Source organism: Streptomyces sp. TAA040 (assembly GCF_000424845.1).
In genome coordinates, this window is record NZ_AUKR01000001.1 from 81,112 (window position 1) to 98,542 (window position 17,431).

17 protein-coding genes are annotated in these 17,431 nt (G+C 72.2%); 12 read left to right on the plus strand and 5 right to left on the minus strand.

Annotated features, from left to right (window positions below; genetic code table 11):
* Positions 1–526: 526 nt before the first annotated feature.
* Complete coding sequence (locus H300_RS0100360) at positions 527–1,411, plus strand: Gfo/Idh/MocA family protein (RefSeq protein ID WP_028425803.1); 885 nt, start codon at positions 527–529, stop codon at positions 1,409–1,411.
* A 118-nt stretch (positions 1,412–1,529) separates the two neighbouring features.
* On the opposite strand, the gene H300_RS0100365 is transcribed toward H300_RS0100360, so the two are convergent.
* Together H300_RS0100365 and H300_RS0100370 are read right to left on the minus strand one after the other, a co-directional pair.
* Positions 1,530–2,633 (minus strand): alpha-lytic protease prodomain-containing protein, encoded by a 1,104-nt coding sequence (locus H300_RS0100365; RefSeq protein WP_028425804.1) that lies wholly within the window; start codon positions 2,631–2,633, stop codon positions 1,530–1,532.
* Between the two features lie 272 nt (positions 2,634–2,905).
* The gene (locus tag H300_RS0100370; protein WP_028425805.1) at positions 2,906–4,381 is read right to left on the minus strand and encodes an NsdA family TPR-like regulatory protein; all 1,476 of its coding nucleotides are present in this window, start codon (positions 4,379–4,381) and stop codon (positions 2,906–2,908) included.
* A 293-nt stretch (positions 4,382–4,674) separates the two neighbouring features.
* Between H300_RS0100370 and lipB the strand changes: the two genes are divergently transcribed.
* From lipB to H300_RS0100390, 4 genes are all read left to right on the plus strand, one after another.
* Positions 4,675–5,460, plus strand: a complete 786-nt coding sequence (gene lipB, locus H300_RS0100375; RefSeq protein WP_028425806.1) for a lipoyl(octanoyl) transferase LipB — start codon at positions 4,675–4,677, stop codon at positions 5,458–5,460.
* Between the two features lie 202 nt (positions 5,461–5,662).
* Positions 5,663–6,604 carry a lipoyl synthase gene (gene lipA, locus H300_RS0100380; protein ID WP_028425807.1) on the plus strand — a complete coding sequence of 314 codons (942 nt, stop codon included), beginning with the start codon at positions 5,663–5,665 and terminating at the stop codon, positions 6,602–6,604.
* Between the two features lie 146 nt (positions 6,605–6,750).
* Positions 6,751–6,951 (plus strand): hypothetical protein, encoded by a 201-nt coding sequence (locus H300_RS0100385; protein ID WP_028425808.1) that lies wholly within the window; start codon positions 6,751–6,753, stop codon positions 6,949–6,951.
* Positions 6,952–6,961: 10 nt separating this feature from the next.
* Complete coding sequence (locus H300_RS0100390) at positions 6,962–7,654, plus strand: DUF4191 domain-containing protein (protein ID WP_028425809.1); 693 nt, start codon at positions 6,962–6,964, stop codon at positions 7,652–7,654.
* 206 nt (positions 7,655–7,860) lie between these two features.
* On the opposite strand, the gene H300_RS0100395 is transcribed toward H300_RS0100390, so the two are convergent.
* Positions 7,861–8,328 (minus strand): RDD family protein, encoded by a 468-nt coding sequence (locus tag H300_RS0100395; RefSeq protein ID WP_037978828.1) that lies wholly within the window; start codon positions 8,326–8,328, stop codon positions 7,861–7,863.
* Between the two features lie 241 nt (positions 8,329–8,569).
* Between H300_RS0100395 and glnA the strand changes: the two genes are divergently transcribed.
* From glnA to H300_RS0100420, 5 genes are all read left to right on the plus strand, one after another.
* Complete coding sequence (gene glnA, locus H300_RS0100400) at positions 8,570–9,985, plus strand: type I glutamate--ammonia ligase (RefSeq protein ID WP_028425811.1); 1,416 nt, start codon at positions 8,570–8,572, stop codon at positions 9,983–9,985.
* A gap of 668 nt (positions 9,986–10,653) precedes the next feature.
* The gene (locus H300_RS24265) at positions 10,654–11,343 is read left to right on the plus strand and encodes an ISAs1 family transposase (protein WP_486583413.1); all 690 of its coding nucleotides are present in this window, start codon (positions 10,654–10,656) and stop codon (positions 11,341–11,343) included.
* Positions 11,340–11,666: a transposase gene (locus H300_RS32025; protein ID WP_486583460.1), complete on the plus strand. Its 327-nt coding sequence runs from the start codon at positions 11,340–11,342 to the stop codon at positions 11,664–11,666. The genes H300_RS24265 and H300_RS32025 overlap by 4 nt, the downstream gene beginning before the upstream one ends.
* A 217-nt stretch (positions 11,667–11,883) precedes the next feature.
* A complete protein-coding gene (locus H300_RS0100415; RefSeq protein WP_051269234.1) occupies positions 11,884–12,495 on the plus strand; it encodes a type IV toxin-antitoxin system AbiEi family antitoxin domain-containing protein in 612 nt (203 codons plus the stop codon).
* Positions 12,495–13,394, plus strand: coding sequence for a nucleotidyl transferase AbiEii/AbiGii toxin family protein (locus tag H300_RS0100420; RefSeq protein ID WP_028425813.1), 900 nt, complete (start codon positions 12,495–12,497; stop codon positions 13,392–13,394). The genes H300_RS0100415 and H300_RS0100420 overlap by 1 nt, the downstream gene beginning before the upstream one ends.
* 378 nt (positions 13,395–13,772) lie before the next feature.
* Here H300_RS0100420 and H300_RS24270 read toward each other — a convergent pair whose 3' ends face one another.
* A complete protein-coding gene (locus H300_RS24270; RefSeq protein ID WP_028425814.1) occupies positions 13,773–14,039 on the minus strand; it encodes a hypothetical protein in 267 nt (88 codons plus the stop codon).
* A gap of 498 nt (positions 14,040–14,537) precedes the next feature.
* On the opposite strand from H300_RS24270, the gene H300_RS0100430 reads away from it, so the two are divergent.
* Positions 14,538–15,311: a hypothetical protein gene (locus H300_RS0100430; protein ID WP_028425815.1), complete on the plus strand. Its 774-nt coding sequence runs from the start codon at positions 14,538–14,540 to the stop codon at positions 15,309–15,311.
* 10 nt (positions 15,312–15,321) lie between these two features.
* Positions 15,322–15,966, plus strand: a complete 645-nt coding sequence (locus H300_RS24275; protein WP_158678298.1) for a sortase domain-containing protein — start codon at positions 15,322–15,324, stop codon at positions 15,964–15,966.
* Positions 15,967–16,017: 51 nt separating this feature from the next.
* Here the strand turns inward: H300_RS24275 and H300_RS24280 are convergent, their stop codons facing one another.
* Positions 16,018–17,130 (minus strand): acyltransferase family protein, encoded by a 1,113-nt coding sequence (locus H300_RS24280; RefSeq protein WP_158678299.1) that lies wholly within the window; start codon positions 17,128–17,130, stop codon positions 16,018–16,020.
* Between the last annotated feature and the right edge of the window lie 301 nt (positions 17,131–17,431).

Here is a 17,431-nt window from a genome sequence, read left to right on the forward strand (position 1 = left end):
GCCCCGGCACGCCAGGAGGGGCCCGGACGGCGGGTCCGGGCCCCTCCCGCGCGAGGGCGACGCTCCGGCGGTCCCTGCCGCGGGCGGGTCAGACCAGGGCGAGCGAGCCGGCTCGGTGCACACGGTGGCCACCACCAGCCGGGTCACGAGGTACGGGTCGACGTTCGCGAGGGGGCGCCGGCCCTCGATGCGGCCCTTCTTCTCCACCGGGACCGGGGCGTGCCCGGTGGCCTGGTCGGTGCTGGACCCGTCGAAGCCCCACACGCCGGGCTCGGCACCGTCGGCCACGGTCTTCGCCCTCGAACGCAGCTTGGCAGTCGGCTCGGTGCCGTCGACACCGCGCGCCCGTCCGACGAGGGCGCGGGCCCGCCTAGGCTGGGGGCTCCGACTGAACCGGGAGGACCACCGTGCCCCACTCCACCCCCGACCGCGCGGCGCCGACCGCCGGGCGCCGTTCCCACGCTGCCCGGAGCGCGCCCGAACCCCCTTCGCGTGCCGCCGGTGCGGACCGGATCGGAGCCGCGGCATGAGGTTCGGACTGCTGGGGGCCGGCCACTGGGCCGAGCACACCCACGCCGCGGCGCTCGCCGTCCACCCGCACGCGGAGCTCGCCGGCGTCTGGGGTCGCCGGCCGGAGGCAGCGGCAGCCGTGGCCGAACGCCACGGCACCCGGCCCTACCCGTCGGTCGACGCCCTGCTGGCCGACTGCGACGCCGTGGCCGTCGCCCTCCCGCCGGACGTGCAGGCGCCCCTCGCGGTCCGTGCGGCGGAGGCGGGGAAGCACCTGCTGCTCGACAAGCCGCTCGCCACCACTCCGGCGGGCGCCCGCGAGGTGGTCGCGGCGGTGGAGCGCGGCGGCGTGCGCTCGGTCGTCTTCTTCACTCTCCGTTTCGCCCCGGACTCCGCCCGCTGGCTGGCCGAGCAGACGGTGAACGGCGGCTGGACGGTGGGGCGGGCCGACTGGTACTCCCCGGTCTTCGGCGGCGCCGACTCCCCGTACGCCGCCTCCCCCTGGCGGCAGGAGAAGGGCGCCCTGTGGGACATCGGCCCGCACGCCCTGTCGGTACTGCTCCCGGTGCTCGGCGACCTCGGCGACCTCGACGAGCCCGGCGTGCTGACGGCCGTCCGCGGCCCCGGGGACACCGTCCACCTGGTGCTGCGGCACCTCGACGGAGCGTCCAGCACCGTGCTGGTCAGCCACTCGATGCCGCCCGCGGCGGCCGGGGTGGTGGCCGAGCTGCGCGGAACCGCCGGTGTCGCGCGGATGACGGAGCGCGACGATCCCCCGACGGTGGCCTTCGCGCGGGCGGTGGACGCGCTGCTGGACGCGGAGCAGCACCCCTGCGACGTCCGGTTCGCGCTCCGGGTGACGGAGATCCTCGCCGCCGCCGAGAGCCGGCTCGGCGGCTGACGCCCGCGACCGGGCCCGCGCGTGGCCGTCGCGGCCTCGTGCGGGCCCCGCGGGTGCCGGTGGTGGCCGGCCCGGCGCCGCGCGCCGCACCGGCCACCACCCCTCGCGGTGCCGCCGCTCAGTAGACGCTGACGCCGTAGACGTTCAGTGCCTCCGTGACGGGCTGGAAGATCGCCCCGCCGACGCCGTTGACGCACGAACCGGTGCCACCGGAGTGGATGCCGTAGGCGACGTCGCTGCGGAAGTGGGCGCCGCCGCTGTCACCTCCGGCGGAGCAGAGGTTGGTGCGCACCATGCCGTACACGCTGCCCTGTGAGTAGTTGATGGTCACGTTGGTGGCCGTCACCGTGCCGCTGGTCACGCCGGTGGTGCTGCCGCTCTTGCTGATCGCCTGCCCGGCGACCGGGTTCGCCGCCCGGGCGATGTCCTGGAACGAGCCGTTGTAGAGGTTGACGTGGCCGGGCGCCTGGGAGCCGTCGGTGTAGCGGACGATCCCGTAGTCGTTGGTGGGGAAGCTGGTCCCCTCCCGGACACCGATGGTGTGGCCGCCCGAGGACGCGGACCAGTTGGCCGCGATGTTGGTGCAGTGGCCGGCCGTCAGGAAGTACCTGACGCCGTTCTTGGCTACGTTGAAGGCCGCCGAGCAGCGGCTGCCGCCGGTGTAGATCGCGTCGCCGCCGTTCACCTCGGGGGTGAAGGCGCCTTCGACGCGGGTCACCTCCGCGGCTCCGTCGAGGCCGTCCACGACCTCCTCCAACCGCGCCAGCTCGTGCGCGGAGACGGTTTCGTCCGCCTGCACCTCCACCCGGTTGGTCACCGGGTCGGTGCCCCACGAGGTGCCGGGTATCTGCACCTCGCTCTCCAGGGTGTCCGCGGCCCGGGCGAGTTCGGCGGCCCCGCGTGCGACCTTTCTGGGCTCCGCCCCCGCCTTCCGCACCTGCTCCGCGGACGTGGCGTCGGTGACGTTGACGGTCAGCCGGCCCGTCTCGGGGTGCAGGAAGGAACCGGTCGTCCGGGCGCCGAGCCGGTCGACCAGGCTGTCGGCGAGGCGCAGTTCGGCGGCGGTGGGGGCCGCGGACGGACCGGCGTCGGAGCCGGGCGCGGGGTCGGCGGCCTGGGCCGTGCCGGAGAGGGCGGGGAGCAGGGCCAGAGCGGCCGTGGCTGCGGCGAGGGCGAGGGGCCTGCGGCGACCGGGACGGCGGGCAGGGGTGTGCTGTGACATGGATGTCCTTCTGGTTGGGGGGCCAGTGGGCATGACAGGTCGCGCTGTTCCTTGGGGGACATGGACGAGAGCGCTCTCGGGAGAGCCGAGAGTGCTCATGCCATAGAGCCGTATCCAAGTCGACACCGGCTCCGCACGCAAGAGTGCGCGGGCGCGTTCCGGGACCCCGCCGGCGGGCGGAGCCCGCCGGTCGCCTCGCCGGTGCCGGTGCGGGTACGGGTGCAGCCCCGCCCCGCACCCGCGTGAACCCGTCCGCCGCCCGCGCCTCCCGGTCAGCCCAGCGCCGCCACCCGGTCGCGGTAGCCCCGCACCGGCGCGGCGTCCCGGTAGGGCTCCAACCGCCGCTCGAAGTCGCGCACGTACTCGTGCGCCCGCACCGACCGCATCTCCGCCGCGGCCTGCGCCGCCTCGGCGCCCAGGGAGCAGGCCTGCTCGATCTCACCGAGACCCAGACGCGCCGTCGCCAGCACCACCCGGCAGAACAACCGGCTGCGCGCGTACCCGGCCCCGCGCAACTGGAGCGACCGCTCCGCGTGCTGGGCGGCGGCACGGTACTGGAGCAGGTCCCGGTGGCAGTGGCCGAACTCGTCGGCCAGCTGCGACTCGTCGAAGAACCTCGCCCAGTGCGGCACCTCCTCACCCGGCCGGGCCGCCTCCAGGGCACGCTCCGCTCGCGCCAGCGAGGCCGTGCACGCCCGGACCTCGCCCAGTACGCCGTGGCCCCGTGCCTCGGCGGAGTGCAGCAGCGACTGGACCACCGGCGGCGCCGAGGCACCCACGCCCTGCTGAGCGACCCGGGCCAACTGCACCGCCTCCCGGCCGTGGCCCAGGTAGACCGCCTGCCGGCTCATCGTCACCAGCACGTAGCTGCCGTACATCCGCTCGCCGGCCGCCTGCGACAACCGCAGCGCCTGCACGAAGTACCGCTGGGCCAGCCCGTGCGCCGCGATGTCGTACGCCGTCCAGCCGGCCAGCCGCGTCAGGCCGGCGGCGGCGGCGAACAGCTGCCGCCCCAACTGCTCGCCGTAGCTGCCGCGCAGCATCGGCTCCGCCTCGTGCTCCAGGTACCGGACCAGCGCCTGCCGGGCGTGCCCGCCGCCGTAGGTATTGTCCAGACCGCGGAACAGTTCGGCCACCGAGCGCAGCGCGGTGACGTCGCCGGCGGTCACCCGCTGCCCGGGGGCGCGCTCGACCTGCTCGGCCGGGTCGGCCCGCCCCCGCGGCGCGAGCGGGCCGCGGCCCTGCGGGGGAACGCGGTGACCCTCCGGCTGCCCGCCCCGTGCCACGCGCTCGTCGGAACGGCCGATCAGCCAGTCGCGGCTCGGCACCACCAGACCGGCCGGGGTGAAGGCGATCTTGCGCAGGTCGCCGTGGCTGCCCGAGTCCTTCCGCCAGAGCCCGCCCACGATGGCCACCGCCTCGGCGGGACTCGCCGCGAACTCCAGACCCGCGTAGACCGGCGGGCAGGCGTCCAGTCCCAGGTCCTGGGCGCACAGCCGTCTCCCCAGCCGCCGGGTGAAGACCTCGGCGATCAGGGCGGGCGTGGTGCCGCGGGGCTGCTGCCCGCGCAGCCACCGGGTCACCGATGTCTTGTCGTACCGGAGGTCCAGTCCGTGCTCCAGCCCGAGTTGGTCCACGCGCCGGGCCAGTCCGGCGTTGGAGAAGCCGGCCTCCGAAATGAGCGCGGCGAGCTGACGGTTGGGACTGCGCTGCTGGGAGGGCCGGCCCCCGGGTCGTTCCGTCGTCATCGGCTGTGCGGTCTCCTGCCCGTCGGCTTTGACAGGCGCCGGGGCGCCCTGGTGGAACGGCGTGAATGTAACGGTCTGACTCACGCTCTTCGCCCTGTTGGCCCGGTAATCACTCATACGTGTGAGAGCGTCGCCGGCCCCGGGCCCATGGGTACCTGCCTGTGCCCGGTCGTACAGTGGGCGAGGAGACCGGGCGGCGGACAGCCCGCCCCGGGACGTCGGACCGTCCGGGCCGTGGAACCGGCCGGAGCCCGCCGCCCGGCCGGACCGGGAGACCGAGAAGGGAAGCGGCCGTGAGCGAGCTGCGCTTTGTCCACCTGGGCTTCGGGAACGAGGCGGTGGAGTACTCGGCCGCCTGGCAGCGCCAGCGCGAGGTGCACGCGGCCCGGTTCGCCGACGAGATCGAGGACACCTGCCTGCTCCTGGAACACCGGGCCGTCTACACCGCGGGCCGCCGCACCTCCGACAGTGAGCGCCCGCTGGACGGCACCCCCGTCGTCGACGTCGACCGTGGCGGCAAGATCACCTGGCACGGCCCCGGCCAGCTCGTCGGGTACCCGATCCTGAAGCTCCCGCGCCCGGTGGACGTGGTCGCCCACGTCCGCAGGCTGGAGGAGGCGCTCATCCGCAGCTGCGCCGAGTTCGGACTGGAGACGACCCGGATCGAGGGCCGCAGCGGCGTCTGGGTGCTCGGCGACCCGCTCGCGGAGCGGCCCGCGCCGACCGGCCTCGCGCTGGACTTCGACCCCCGCCTCCGCGAGAACGAGGACTACGACCCCCGGCTGATGGGCCCCGGCTACGCGCCCTCCAACGCCGGCCAGCGCGGCGAGGACCGCAAGCTCGCCGCCGTCGGTATCCGGGTCGCCAAGGGCGTCACCATGCACGGCTTCGCCCTGAACTGCGACCCCGACAACACCTCCTTCGATCGGATCGTGCCCTGTGGGATCACGGACGCCGGTGTGAGCTCCCTCTCAGCCGAGCTGGGCCGCACCGTGCCGGTGGCCGACGTCCTCCCGGTCGTGGAGAAGCACCTCACCGCCGTCCTGGAGACCGAGGCGGCACCGCCGCGCGCCGTGTGACCGGTAAGACCTCCGGTGCACCGCGCCTCGACGGGCGGCCGACGGGACGCACCCGGCGGGCGGACGCACAGGGCAAGGCCGGTGGCGGCGGAAAACAGCAGACCCCGCCTTGTTTCCCCCGGGTCACCGGGGGTGAGGAGCGGGAGGACAGGTGGGCGTACGCTGGTGTACGCCGATGAATCGAAAGTTTTAGGAGCCGGACGTGTCCGCTGTCGCACCCGACGGTCGCAAGATGCTCCGCCTGGAGGTCCGCAACAGCCAGACCCCCATCGAGCGCAAACCCGAGTGGATCAAGACCCGCGCCAAGATGGGGCCGGAGTACAACGCGCTCCAGAGCCTGGTCAAGCGCGAGGGCCTGCACACGGTGTGCCAGGAGGCGGGCTGCCCCAACATCTTCGAGTGCTGGGAGGACCGCGAGGCCACCTTCCTCATCGGCGGCGAGCAGTGCACCCGCCGCTGCGACTTCTGCCAGATCGACACGGGCAAACCGGCCGAACTCGACCGGGACGAGCCGCGCCGGGTGGCCGAATCCGTCGAGCAGATGGAACTGCGCTACGCCACCATCACCGGCGTGGCCCGCGACGACCTGGAGGACGGCGGGTCCTGGCTGTACGCCGAGACCGTCCGCCAGATCCACGCCCGGATGCCGGAGACCGGCGTCGAGCTGCTCATCCCCGACTTCAACGCGGAGCCCGACCAGCTCGCCGAGGTCTTCTCCTCGCGTCCCGAGGTGCTGGCCCACAACGTCGAGACGGTGCCGCGCATCTTCAAGCGGATTCGTCCCGCCTTCCGCTACGAGCGCTCGCTGGACGTGCTCACCCGGGCCCGCGACGCCGGACTGGTCACCAAGTCCAACCTGATCCTCGGCCTGGGCGAGACCCGCGAGGAGGTCAGCCAGGCCCTGCGCGACATGCACGAGGCCGGCTGCGAGCTGATGACCATCACCCAGTACCTGCGTCCCACTCCACGCCACCACCCGGTGGAGCGCTGGGTGAAGCCGCACGAGTTCGTCGAGCTCCAGCAGGAGGCCGAGGAGATCGGCTATGCGGGTGTGATGTCCGGGCCGCTGGTCCGCTCGTCCTACCGGGCCGGCCGGCTGTACCGGCAGGCGCTCGACCGCCGCCGCGCGGTCGACGCCGCGTAACCACGCGCCCCCCCGGGCGGCCGGTACCGGCCGCCCGGGGGGCCTCAAGACGGTGGAGTGATTTTGACCGCTCGGTCACGCGGCGGTAACACCGTTCGGTGACGATGGCTACACGGACCGTTCACGCCCTCGGAGGGGACATCACCATGCAGGCTGCCGCCCCCGTTCGCCCGACCTTCGCCGACACGCTGCGCACGCTGGAGGTCGCCCTGCTGGGCCGCGGGCAGAGCACGGCCCGCCGCAACGCCTGGACGGCGGTCCAGGAGGACCGCCGCCGCGCCCGGGACCGGGTCGCGGCGGAGCACGTCCTGGAGGCCGCGGCCGGAGGCGCTTCCGCGGCCACGTAAACTCCCTCGTATGGCGAGGAAGGAAAAATCCGAGAATCCAGGGCGGCTCAAGCAGATCGCCCTGACGTACAAGATGGCCCGGCGGTCCGATCGCTGGATCGGGTTCATCCTGCTCGGCGTGGGGCTGGTCACCTTTGGCGCTGTCCTCGGGATCGGCTTCCTGCTCGGGCATCCGATCTACCTGGGCGTCCTGGGCTTCCTGCTGGCCTTCCTCGCGATGGCAATCGTCTTCGGACGGCGTGCCGAGCGGGCGGCCTTCGGGCAGATGGAGGGCCAGCCGGGTGCGGCGGCCGCGGTGCTGGACAACATCGGACGGGGCTGGTCGGTCACCCCGGCGGTCGCGATGAACCGGCAGCAGGACGTGGTGCACCGCGCGGTGGGACGGCCGGGTGTCGTCCTCGTGGCGGAGGGCAACCCCAACCGGGTGCGCGGCATGCTGGCCTCCGAGAAGCGCAAGATGACCAGGGTCCTGGGCGACGTACCGGTGCATGACGTGGTCGTCGGCGACGGCGAGGGGCAGGTGCCGCTGCGGAAGCTGCGCACCACCATCGTCAAGAAGCCGCGGACGCTTCCCGGGTCGCAGGTCACGGAGGTGAACGACCGGCTGCGGGCACTGGGGGACCTGATGAGCAACATGCCCCTGCCGAAGGGGCCGCTACCCAAGGGCATGCGGCTCCCCAAGGGGGGGCCCAGCGGCCGCTGAGGCTCGATCTCCCGGTCCTGTCTCGTATACGCGCCGCCACGGGCGCCCCGGACGGCCGCAGGGCCCCGCCCTGCGGCCGTCCGGGGCGGGTGCGGGCGAACGCCGCGGGACGGTGCCCGGCCGCGGGGCCCCGCGGCGGGGGACGTCTCCGAGACTGCGGTGGCTGCCTCCGTTCGCCCCGAGGGCTCGGACGCGAATTACTGGGCTCAGACGCGGATCTGGACGGCGCCCGCGAGCCGGTCGTGCAGTCCGCGGGTGTCGCGGTCCCACACCAGCGCGGGAACGGCGAGGACCAGCAGCGCCGTGCGCAGCAGCACCCGGGGGAGGGAGAGGCGCCCCCCGTCGACGGCGAGGACCCGCAGCCCGAGCAGCCGCTTGCCCGGGGTGCAGCCGACGGTGCCGACGGTCAGGAAGGCCATCACGCCGAACACGGCCAGTGCCCAGTTCCCCGTCCCGCTGACGCCGTCGTCCGACAGCAGCCCGTAGGCGATGACCAGGCTCAGCAGCCAGTCGACGCAGAGCGCCGCGAGCCGGCGGCCGAACGGCGCGATCGAGCCGGGGCCCTCCTCGGGCAGCCCCAGCCGCTCGCCGCGGTACCCGAAGTCCGCTCCCATGCCCTCGGCCGCCGCGCGGGGGCCGGAGAGCCACGATCCCCATGCCTGCCTGTTGTCCACCCGTCCACGGTAGCGGGTCGCCGGGCGCCCCCGGCAGCCGCCGGCGCTCACCGGAACCGTCCGCGGCGGCCCGACCTGCTGATACCCCGGCCCGGCGGACGGCGCGTCCGGTTAACGTTGGCGAAACAATTGGGTCATGCTCGAGAAATGCCGCATGCCTAGGGTCGGATATGCGGGCCACCGCACTGGGCTGCGATCTTAAGCAATCCCGTCCCCTCGCGGCGGGACTAGGAGGACTTGGATGTTCCAGAACGCCGACGAGGTAAAGAGCTTCATCACGGAGAACGACGTCAAGTTCGTCGACGTCCGCTTCTGTGACCTGCCGGGCATCATGCAGCACTTCACCGTCCCGGCCGAGTCGTTCGACCCGGCCGAGAACCTGATGTTCGACGGCTCGTCGATCCGCGGGTTCCAGGCCATTCACGAGTCCGACATGGCGCTCGTCCCGGACCTGTCCACGGCGCGTGTGGACGCGTTCCGCAAGGACAAGACGCTCAACATCAACTTCTTCATCCACGACCCGATCACCGGCGAGCAGTACAGCCGCGACCCGCGGAACGTGGCGAAGAAGGCCGAGGCATACCTCGCGTCCTCCGGGATCGCCGACACCGCCTTCTTCGGCCCCGAGGCGGAGTTCTACGTCTTCGACGACGTCCGCTTCGAGACCAAGGCGAACGCCGGCTACTACCACATCGACTCCGAGGCGGGCGCCTGGAACACCGGCGCCATCGAGGACGGCGGCAACCGCGGCTACAAGGTCCGCTACAAGGGCGGCTACTTCCCCGCCCCGCCGGTCGACCACTTCGCCGACCTGCGCGCCGAGATCAGCCTGGAACTGGCCGAGTCCGGCCTCGAAGTCGAGCGCCAGCACCACGAGGTGGGCACCGCCGGCCAGGCGGAGATCAACTACAAGTTCAACACGCTGCTCGCCGCGGCCGATGACCTGATGCTCTTCAAGTACATCGTGAAGAACGTCGCCTGGCGCAACGGCAAGACCGCGACCTTCATGCCCAAGCCGATCTTCGGCGACAACGGCTCCGGCATGCACTGCCACCAGTCGCTGTGGAGCGGCGGCGAGCCGCTGTTCTACGACGAGCAGGGCTACGCGGGCCTCTCGGACACCGCCCGCTACTACATCGGCGGCATCCTCAAGCACGCTCCCTCGCTGCTGGCCTTCACCAACCCGACGGTGAACTCGTACCACCGCCTGGTGCCCGGCTTCGAGGCACCGGTCAACCTGGTCTACTCGCAGCGGAACCGCTCGGCTGCGATCCGCATCCCGATCACCGGGGCGAACCCGAAGGCCAAGCGCATCGAGTTCCGCGCCCCGGACCCGTCCTCCAACCCGTACCTGGCGTTCTCGGCGCTCCTGATGGCCGGCCTGGACGGCATCAAGAACAAGATCGAGCCCGCCGAGCCGGTCGACAAGGACCTCTACGAGCTGGCCCCCGAGGAGCACGCGGGCGTCCCGCAGGTGCCCACCTCACTGCCGGCCGTGCTGGAGGCGCTGGAGGCCGACCACGAGTACCTGCTCGCGGGCGGTGTCTTCACCCCGGACCTGATCGAGACCTGGATCGACTACAAGCGGACCAACGAGATCGCCCCGATGCAGCTCCGCCCGCACCCCCACGAGTTCGAGCTCTACTTCGACATCTGAGAGCCGAGCTCGGGCGACCTGGGCGGCAGCCCTGGAAGCAAGCTGTGACCTGCGGAAACTCTTCTCAAGAGTTCTCACTGTCACCACTGGCTTTCCACCCCCTCGTGCACCGCGTGTGCACCGCCCGGCCAAGTCTCCGACGTGACGTCAGCAACAGCAGCGGAGGCCGCTACCTCACACCGGGGTAGCGGCCTCCGCTGTCTTAGATCGCCGAGCGGCGGGACCGTGGAGCGATAGCGGAGGCCATAGAAGCCCTGCGGACTCCTCGGGAGCCTGGCATAGCCCAGTACGGTCGGGGCGATAAGGTGAGGAAGCCCGACGGGCGACGCCTGGATTCGGCTCCGCTCACACCTGGCGGCGTGGACGGGCTGCGGTACGTACGCTATGACGAGGGTCGCGTGCGAGGAGATCGAGGATCTCTTCCGCCAAGCCGACGCCGTGCGAGTGCGCTTGGGAGGCGGCCTCGGCGAGCACGCGACGCACTCGAAAGTTGCTGTCTTGCGCTAGTCGCTTGGCTGTGTCCCGATATCGGTCTGGAGTCTTGAGGCACAGCACAGCACAGCGCTTGCCTGGCGGACCCCAGCGTGGCCGTGCGCAGCCATGAGACTGGCGTCGACCTGCTCGGCCGGATACCCGATTCGCGCCGGAGGCGCGGAATCCGTCATCCGGTGGGTGCGCTGATCGCTGTCGCGGTGTGCGCGGTGACGGCCGGTGCGCGGGGTTTCACGGCGATCGGGGAGTGGGCCCGGGATGCCGGAGCGGTGGCCGTGAAACAGTTGGGGCTGGTAAGGGGTTCGGTGGACGAGTCGACGCTGCGGCGCCTGTTCGCGAGGCTGGACGCGGACCGTCTCGACGTGATCCTGGGGACGTGGGCGGCGACGAGGGCGGCGCTGGTCGCGGGTCGGCGGGTGATCGCGATCGACGGCAAGACCGTCCGGGGCGCACGCAGCGGTGACGCCTCGGCCCCGCACTTGGTCGCCGCGCTGGCACACGGGCCGGGAGCGGTGCTCGGCCAGGTCGCAGTGCGTGAAAAGAGCAACGAGATTCCCGCGGCCAGGGACCTGCTGGAGATCCTTGATCTGGACGGAGCGGTGGTCACGATGGACGCGCTGCACACCCAGCACGCCACCGCGGCACTCCTGACCGAGGCCGGCGCCGACGACGTCCTGACCGTGAAGGCGAATCAGAAGTCGTTGTACGCACGGCTCAAGGCTCTGCCCTGGGCCCGGATACCCGCCGTGACCAGAACAGACCGCGGACACGGGCGGCGTGCGACCGCACGGTCAAGGCCGTCGACGTGCCGGCCTGGATCGACTTCACCACAGCCGCGCAGGTCGCCCAGCTACGGCGCACCGTGACCCGCAAGGGCCGACGGACGGTCGAGATCGTCTACCTGATCACCAGCACGGACGCCCGCACCGCGCCCCCGGAGCTTCTGGCCACATGGGTGCAGCCCCACTGGGAAATCGAGAACCGCCTGCACTGGGTCCGCGACGTCACCTTCGACGAGGACCGCTCCCAGGTCCGCACCGGCAACGCTCCCCGCGTCATGGCAGGTCTCCGCAAACATCGCGATCACCCTCCTCCGCCCCACGGCCACCAGAACATCGCCGCCGCCCCACGACACCACGCCCACGACACCACGCCCGCGACACCGACCGCCCCATCAACCTCCTCCTGACCTCATGATCTACAACTTTGCCGGGGCCCTGGGTGCGCACCCGGACAGTGCACCGGGATCAAACTTGGGACGAAAGGCGGGCAGCCCGCTGCCGACTGTGGGGGCATTCGACAGATAATCACGGAGAGTGATTACAGCGGGGGCGACCGCCGCTTCGCATCCTGGCGCATGTACCAAATCCTTCCCTACCCAGGCCGACCTGGGTAGGATTTGGTACATGCCTAAGCCCACCGACCGCCTCATGCAACGCCTGGCGGGCTTGCCTCCGACCTTCACCTCGCGCCAGGCCCGCGCCGTTGGGCTTCCCCCACGAGAACTGGCCACCTTGGCCTCCGCCGATGACATCGAGGAGATCTCCCGGGGTGTCTACCGTCGGGCCGACGCAGCACCGACAGCCCACGTCGACGTCCTCGCAGTCTGCACCCGGGCGCCGCACGCGATCGTATGCGGGGAGTCCGCACTGACGCTGCACGAACTGATCGACGACATCCCGTACGAGGTGCACATCGCGGTACCACGGGGCACACACCGCCCGGCGATCGCCTATCCCGCGACCCGGACGTCTCAATATGCTGCGGATACCTTCGGCTACGCGATGGACCGGTTCGAAGCCGCTCCAGGCGAAACCGTCCCCGTCTACAGCCCCGCACGTTCCGTCGTGGATGCCATGCGCCTCGGCGGGGCCGCAGGCAGACCCCTCGCGCTCAGCGCCCTCAACCGCTACCTGCGCCGGCACGGCCAGGGCGGCGTCGCCGACCTTCAGGAAGCCGCTCAGACACTCGGTGCCCTGTCCACCATCCGCCCAGCCATCGAAGCGGTGCTCGCCTGATGCCCCACCCCACCCGCGACACAACCGCCGGGCGTATCTACAACGACCTGCGCATCCTCGCCCGCCGCACCGGACGCCCAAGCGACCAGTTGATGCTCGAATACGTCCTGGAACGCTTCCTGTTCCGGTTGGGCAATCACCCCGAGGGTGGCCGGCACTTCGTACTCAAGGGCGGCCTACTGCTCGCCCAGTTCGGCGCCCGTCGCATGACCCGCGACATCGACATCCTCGGCCGTTCGTTCTCCGGTGACGAAGCCGAGATCACCCGCCGCATCGCGGCCATCGCCGCCGCCGAGGCCGACGACGGGGTCGCCTTCGACCCCACAAGTCTGTCCACCGTGCCCATCCGTGGGGACGACGAACACCACGGACTCCGCCTGACCATGGCCGCGAGTCTCAGCCGGGCGCGACTCAAGCTCCAACTCGACGTCAGCTTCGGCGATCCGGTGACTCCCGAGCCAAAGTTGATCGATTACCCGCAGGCCCTGGAAGGAACGCCCTTCCCGCTCTACGGCTACCCGATCGCGACCGTCATCGCAGAGAAGCTGTCCACTGCCGTCGCTCTCGGAGATCTCAACACCCGGGACCGCGACTACGCAGACCTCTACCAGCTGATCACCCGGCACCGTCTCGACGGCAACGAACTCATCGATGCCCTCACCGCGACCGCCGGACACCGAGCCATCCAGCTACGCCCACTCAGCAGCGCCCTCACCGACCTGCCGACGCGTCGTCAAGCTCCGTACACCGCCTGGCTGCGTCGCCAGGGTCCCTCAGCCGGAAACCATCCCGAAAACCTCACCGAGTTGGTCGCCCTCGTCACGGACTTCGCCGACCCGCTCCTCACTGGCACTGCCACGCAACGAATCTGGGAACCGCAAGCGAAGGCTTGGACCTGAAGCCCCAATCCTGGGGGCCAGTGCGCTGCCGCTCAGGAACTCCGTGTACTCGCACGGACTCAACAATCGCGAAAGAAGTGGGATTGCCGTGCACCAAGGCATTCCGGAGACACCGCCCCGGCACCAGCACAGCCACACCCGTCGCTAGCCCCCGCCGTGTGCACCGGTTGTACACCAGACCCTCTGCGGATACGCGCCTACGCAGGTCAGAGCCGTGTTCATGTATTACTTCGACATCTGAGGTCGCCGCGGGCAGAGCGGTGGCCGTCGTGCACTCTCCCGAAACGGAGGGTGTACGACGGCCCTCGTCGTTGCTGGACGCCTCGGTACGGTGAGGTCCGGGCCGGACGAGCCCGCACCAGGGCCTCCCGGCCGTGGTCAGCGCCGAGCGAACCGGTGCAGGGTGTCCACCACGGACGGCGCCGGCGTGTCCGGGTGGGCCGCGTCGTGCAGCAGATGGTCCACCTCCGGCAGCGCCACGCGGCCCGGTCCACGGGTGTGTGCGTGGCGCAGGGCGCGGGTCAGGGTGTTCGCTGTGGCACAGGGGACCTGGGCGTCGTTCGTGCCGCAGGTCAGCAGCACCTTGGTTCCCGGCCGGAGCGCCGCGGCGGTGTTCGGGGGGTGGCCGGCGTCGTTGCCCGCCACGAACCGGGCGTTGGGGCCCTGGAACGCCGCGAAGAGCCCGGCGATCGCGGGGGCAGACCGGTGGTGTCGACTGGCCGGTCTGCGGGGATCCTTGTTCCTGCCGTCGTGGGGGCACTTCCCGGGCGAAGAAGCGTGTCGGGTCCTCTCGCCGCGTCCGCGTCCGCGTCCGCGTCCGCGTCCGCGTCCACGTCCACGTCCACGTCCAGGGCGGGGCCGGGCGGGGCCGCGCCCGGCCGTCACTCCTACGGCGGTGGTCGGCGCGGTCCGGTGCGGATGCCTCGGCGCACGGCCCGGAAGGCACAACGGAGCCTGCGTCCAGGGATGTTGGCCGCCCGCCGCCGGGGGTCCCGAGCCCGATGCCCCCGGGAGCCGTTCGGGGGTGCGGGTGGCGGGGTGCCCCTCGTGCGGTGACGGTGTGACGCAGAGCACCGGCACGCCGCCTTCCCTCCCCGGGTCGTCGCGGCAGCGGTGCCGGTCCACGATCGGAGAACCCCGCTCATGAAACGCACTCTCGCCCTCGCGATGGCCACCGCGGCAGCGGTCGCGCCCGCCGTTGCCCTCGCGCCGTCCGCCGTCGCGGAGAACGCGGACAGCCGCACGCTGCGGATGCACGCCGACCTCTCGCCCGTCCCCTACAGCAAGGTGACCGGGTCGGGCACCGCGACCGTCAGCCTCACCGGGCACGAGGCCACCGTCACCGTGCAGGCGCAGGACCTGCTGGCCGGTGCCCCGCACGCCCAGCACTTCCACATCGAGGCCAAGGGCGTCTGCCCGCCCGCCTCGGCGGCGAAGGAGCGCAACGGCATCCTCAGCATCAACACCACGGACGGCGCACCGTTCTACGGCGGCATCGGCACCTCGCTGACCACCACAGGTGACACCAGCCCCGACTCGGGCCTGGCCGTGGACCGGTTCCCGACCGGTCCCGCCATCGACTACCACCGCACACTCACCCTGAGCCCGGAGGCCGCCGAAAGCGTCCGGGCGGGAACCGCGGTCGTCGTGGTGCACGGCGTCGACGTCAACGGCAACGGCGAGTACGACGACGTGCTCGGCGAGAGCGACCTGGACCCGGCGCTGCCCGCCGAGGCGACCAACCCCGCGCTCTGCGGCTCGCTGGCCGCCTCGCCGCGCGGTGCCGTGGCCGGCGGCCTGGGCGGCAGCCAGACGGACGCGGCTCCGACGACGGCGGCAGCCGCAGCCGGTGGCGGCCTCCTCGCCGCCGCACTCGGCACGGTCCTGCTGCGCCGCCGACTCGGCCGGCAGTCCTGACGGTCCTGGCGTGCCCCTGCTGACCGGCGGTGGCCGCCGCGGACTGTGCTCCGCGGCGGCCACCGCCCTCGCCACCGCCGGACTGGGCCTGGTCGCTTTCGCCGCCACCGGCCCCGGGCCGGGCTCCGCGCCGCCCGGCTCGCCCCCGGCCGCCTCCGCGCCCGCGCCGGTTTCCCCGGGGCCGGCGCTGCCGTCCTCGCGGCCCCTGCGTCTCACGGCGCCGGGCCTCGGCCTCGACGCCGCCGTGGACCGGGTCGGCAACGCACCCGACGGATCCGTCGCGCTGCCGGACGACGCCGATCACGTGGGCTGGTACACCGGATCGCCGACCCCGGGGGAACCCGGCAACGCCGTGCTGGTCGGGCATCTGGACTCCCGGACCGGACCGGCCGCACTCCACGGCCTCGCAGCGGTGCGCGTCGGCGACCCCCTCGATGTACGGCGCCGGGACGGCAGTACGGCCCGATTCACCGTGACCGGAACCGCCGTCCACGCGAAGGACACGTTCCCCTCCGAGGAGGTCTACGGCCCGACGTCGACACCGCGGCTGACGCTCCTCACCTGCGCCGACTGGGACGACCGCGCCGAAACCTACCGTGCGAACCTCGTGGTGACCGCCGCCCCGGCCGCCGACCGGGACGCGGGTGCCCCGTGAGTCCCCGTTCCGGCCCTCCCGGGCGCGCTTCCCCTGACGGTCCCGCAGCGGCTACCCGAGGGAGACGACGCGGGGCTCTCGGGGTGCCGCCGGCGGCACCGCCGGTTGCGCGTGGACCGCGGTCGGCGGTGCCGGGCGGAACAGCCACGGTGCCCGCGGCTGGACGAGCGGCCGGGCGAGCCGGCGTACCCACGGGGTGCCCAGGGCCGCCGACACGGCCACGGCGAGCAGCACCAGTGCCACCTGTTCGGGCCAGGTGCGGACCCAGTCGAGGCCGTCGTGGAACAGCGCCGCCCGCAGCACCAGCGGGTGCAGCAGGTAGATGTAGAGGCCGCCCGTGCCGAGGACGGTGATCAGCGGCAGCGTCACCTTCGGCACCAGGCGGATGAAGCTCACGGCGACGACCATGCCGCACAGCAGCACCGCGCCCCGGACCGCCCAGGCTCCCGGGGTGCCGTAGGGCATCGTGTCGCCGTACGGCTCGCGCATGGACAGCCAGGTGACGTCCACCTCGTGGCGGACCATCCAGGCCGCTGCGGCGGTGAGTGCGAGGACCCCGCCGGCGGCGGCAGCCGTCCAGCGGGCCCGCAGCAGGTCGGCCCCGAAGCCCTGGCGCAGTTTCCAGCCGAGCAGGAAGAACGGCAGGAAGGTGAGCGTCCGCGAGGCGGAGAAGGTGGAGCCGAACTCCTCGAAGTGGCCGACCAGCAGTGCGGCCGCCACGGACATCAGCAGCGGGTACCGCAGCGCCGCCAGGTACGGCAGGGCGACGCGCCAGGCCAGCAGCGACAGCAGGAACCACATCGCCCACGGCGGATTGCCGGCGAAGAAGGTCCAGTCTCCCCAGAGCCAGCGCAGCTGAAGGGTGTGCAGCAGGCCGATCAGCAGGTACGGCAGCGCGATCGACTCGGTGAGCCTGCGGGCCTCGCGCGCGTTCAGCGGGCCGGCGGTGCTGAAGTAGCCGGCCACCATGACGAACACCGGGACGCGGAGTGCCCAGCTCGCGAGGTACAGCCAGCGCAGGCCGTCGAGTTCGCTCAGCGACTCCACGGTGTGGCCGACCACGACGAGCGTGCCGGAAAGGAAGCGCACGTTGTCCCAGTGCGGGTCCCGGCGGCCGGTGGCGGCACCGCCCTTCTCGTCCCGCGGTCGCGGTGCTTTGGGCACGACCACTCCGTTCCGCCCCGGAGGGCTCGTCGAGCAACCCGGCGGACGGTAGTGACGGCGCTGCCGAGGCAGGCGGACGGCGGGTGACGACCGGGTGAACGCCGGGTGGCACCTCGGGGTTGTTCCGCCGCAGCCGCCCCGGGGGCCGAGGCTCGGTGCCCGGGGGTGAGGTGCGGATCCGCTGCCCGGCTCGGAGGCGGGGCCGGCTCCCGGGTGCGGACCTCGGGATCCGCGGGCCCCCCGGGAGGGGTTTTGACAAAGCGGAACGCAGCTCCGTATTGTAAACGGAACGATGCTCCGC

Coding starts and splice junctions, on each gene's coding strand:
- H300_RS0100360 (WP_028425803.1), top strand. CDS start 527: ATGAGGTTCGGACTGCTGGGGGCCGGCCACTGGGCCGAGCACACCCAC.
- H300_RS0100365 (WP_028425804.1), bottom strand. CDS start 2,633: ATGTCACAGCACACCCCTGCCCGCCGTCCCGGTCGCCGCAGGCCCCTC.
- H300_RS0100370 (WP_028425805.1), bottom strand. CDS start 4,381: ATGACGACGGAACGACCCGGGGGCCGGCCCTCCCAGCAGCGCAGTCCC.
- H300_RS0100385 (WP_028425808.1), top strand. CDS start 6,751: ATGCAGGCTGCCGCCCCCGTTCGCCCGACCTTCGCCGACACGCTGCGC.
- H300_RS0100390 (WP_028425809.1), top strand. CDS start 6,962: ATGGCGAGGAAGGAAAAATCCGAGAATCCAGGGCGGCTCAAGCAGATC.
- glnA (WP_028425811.1), top strand. CDS start 8,570: ATGTTCCAGAACGCCGACGAGGTAAAGAGCTTCATCACGGAGAACGAC.
- H300_RS0100415 (WP_051269234.1), top strand. CDS start 11,884: ATGCCTAAGCCCACCGACCGCCTCATGCAACGCCTGGCGGGCTTGCCT.
- H300_RS0100420 (WP_028425813.1), top strand. CDS start 12,495: ATGCCCCACCCCACCCGCGACACAACCGCCGGGCGTATCTACAACGAC.
- H300_RS0100430 (WP_028425815.1), top strand. CDS start 14,538: ATGAAACGCACTCTCGCCCTCGCGATGGCCACCGCGGCAGCGGTCGCG.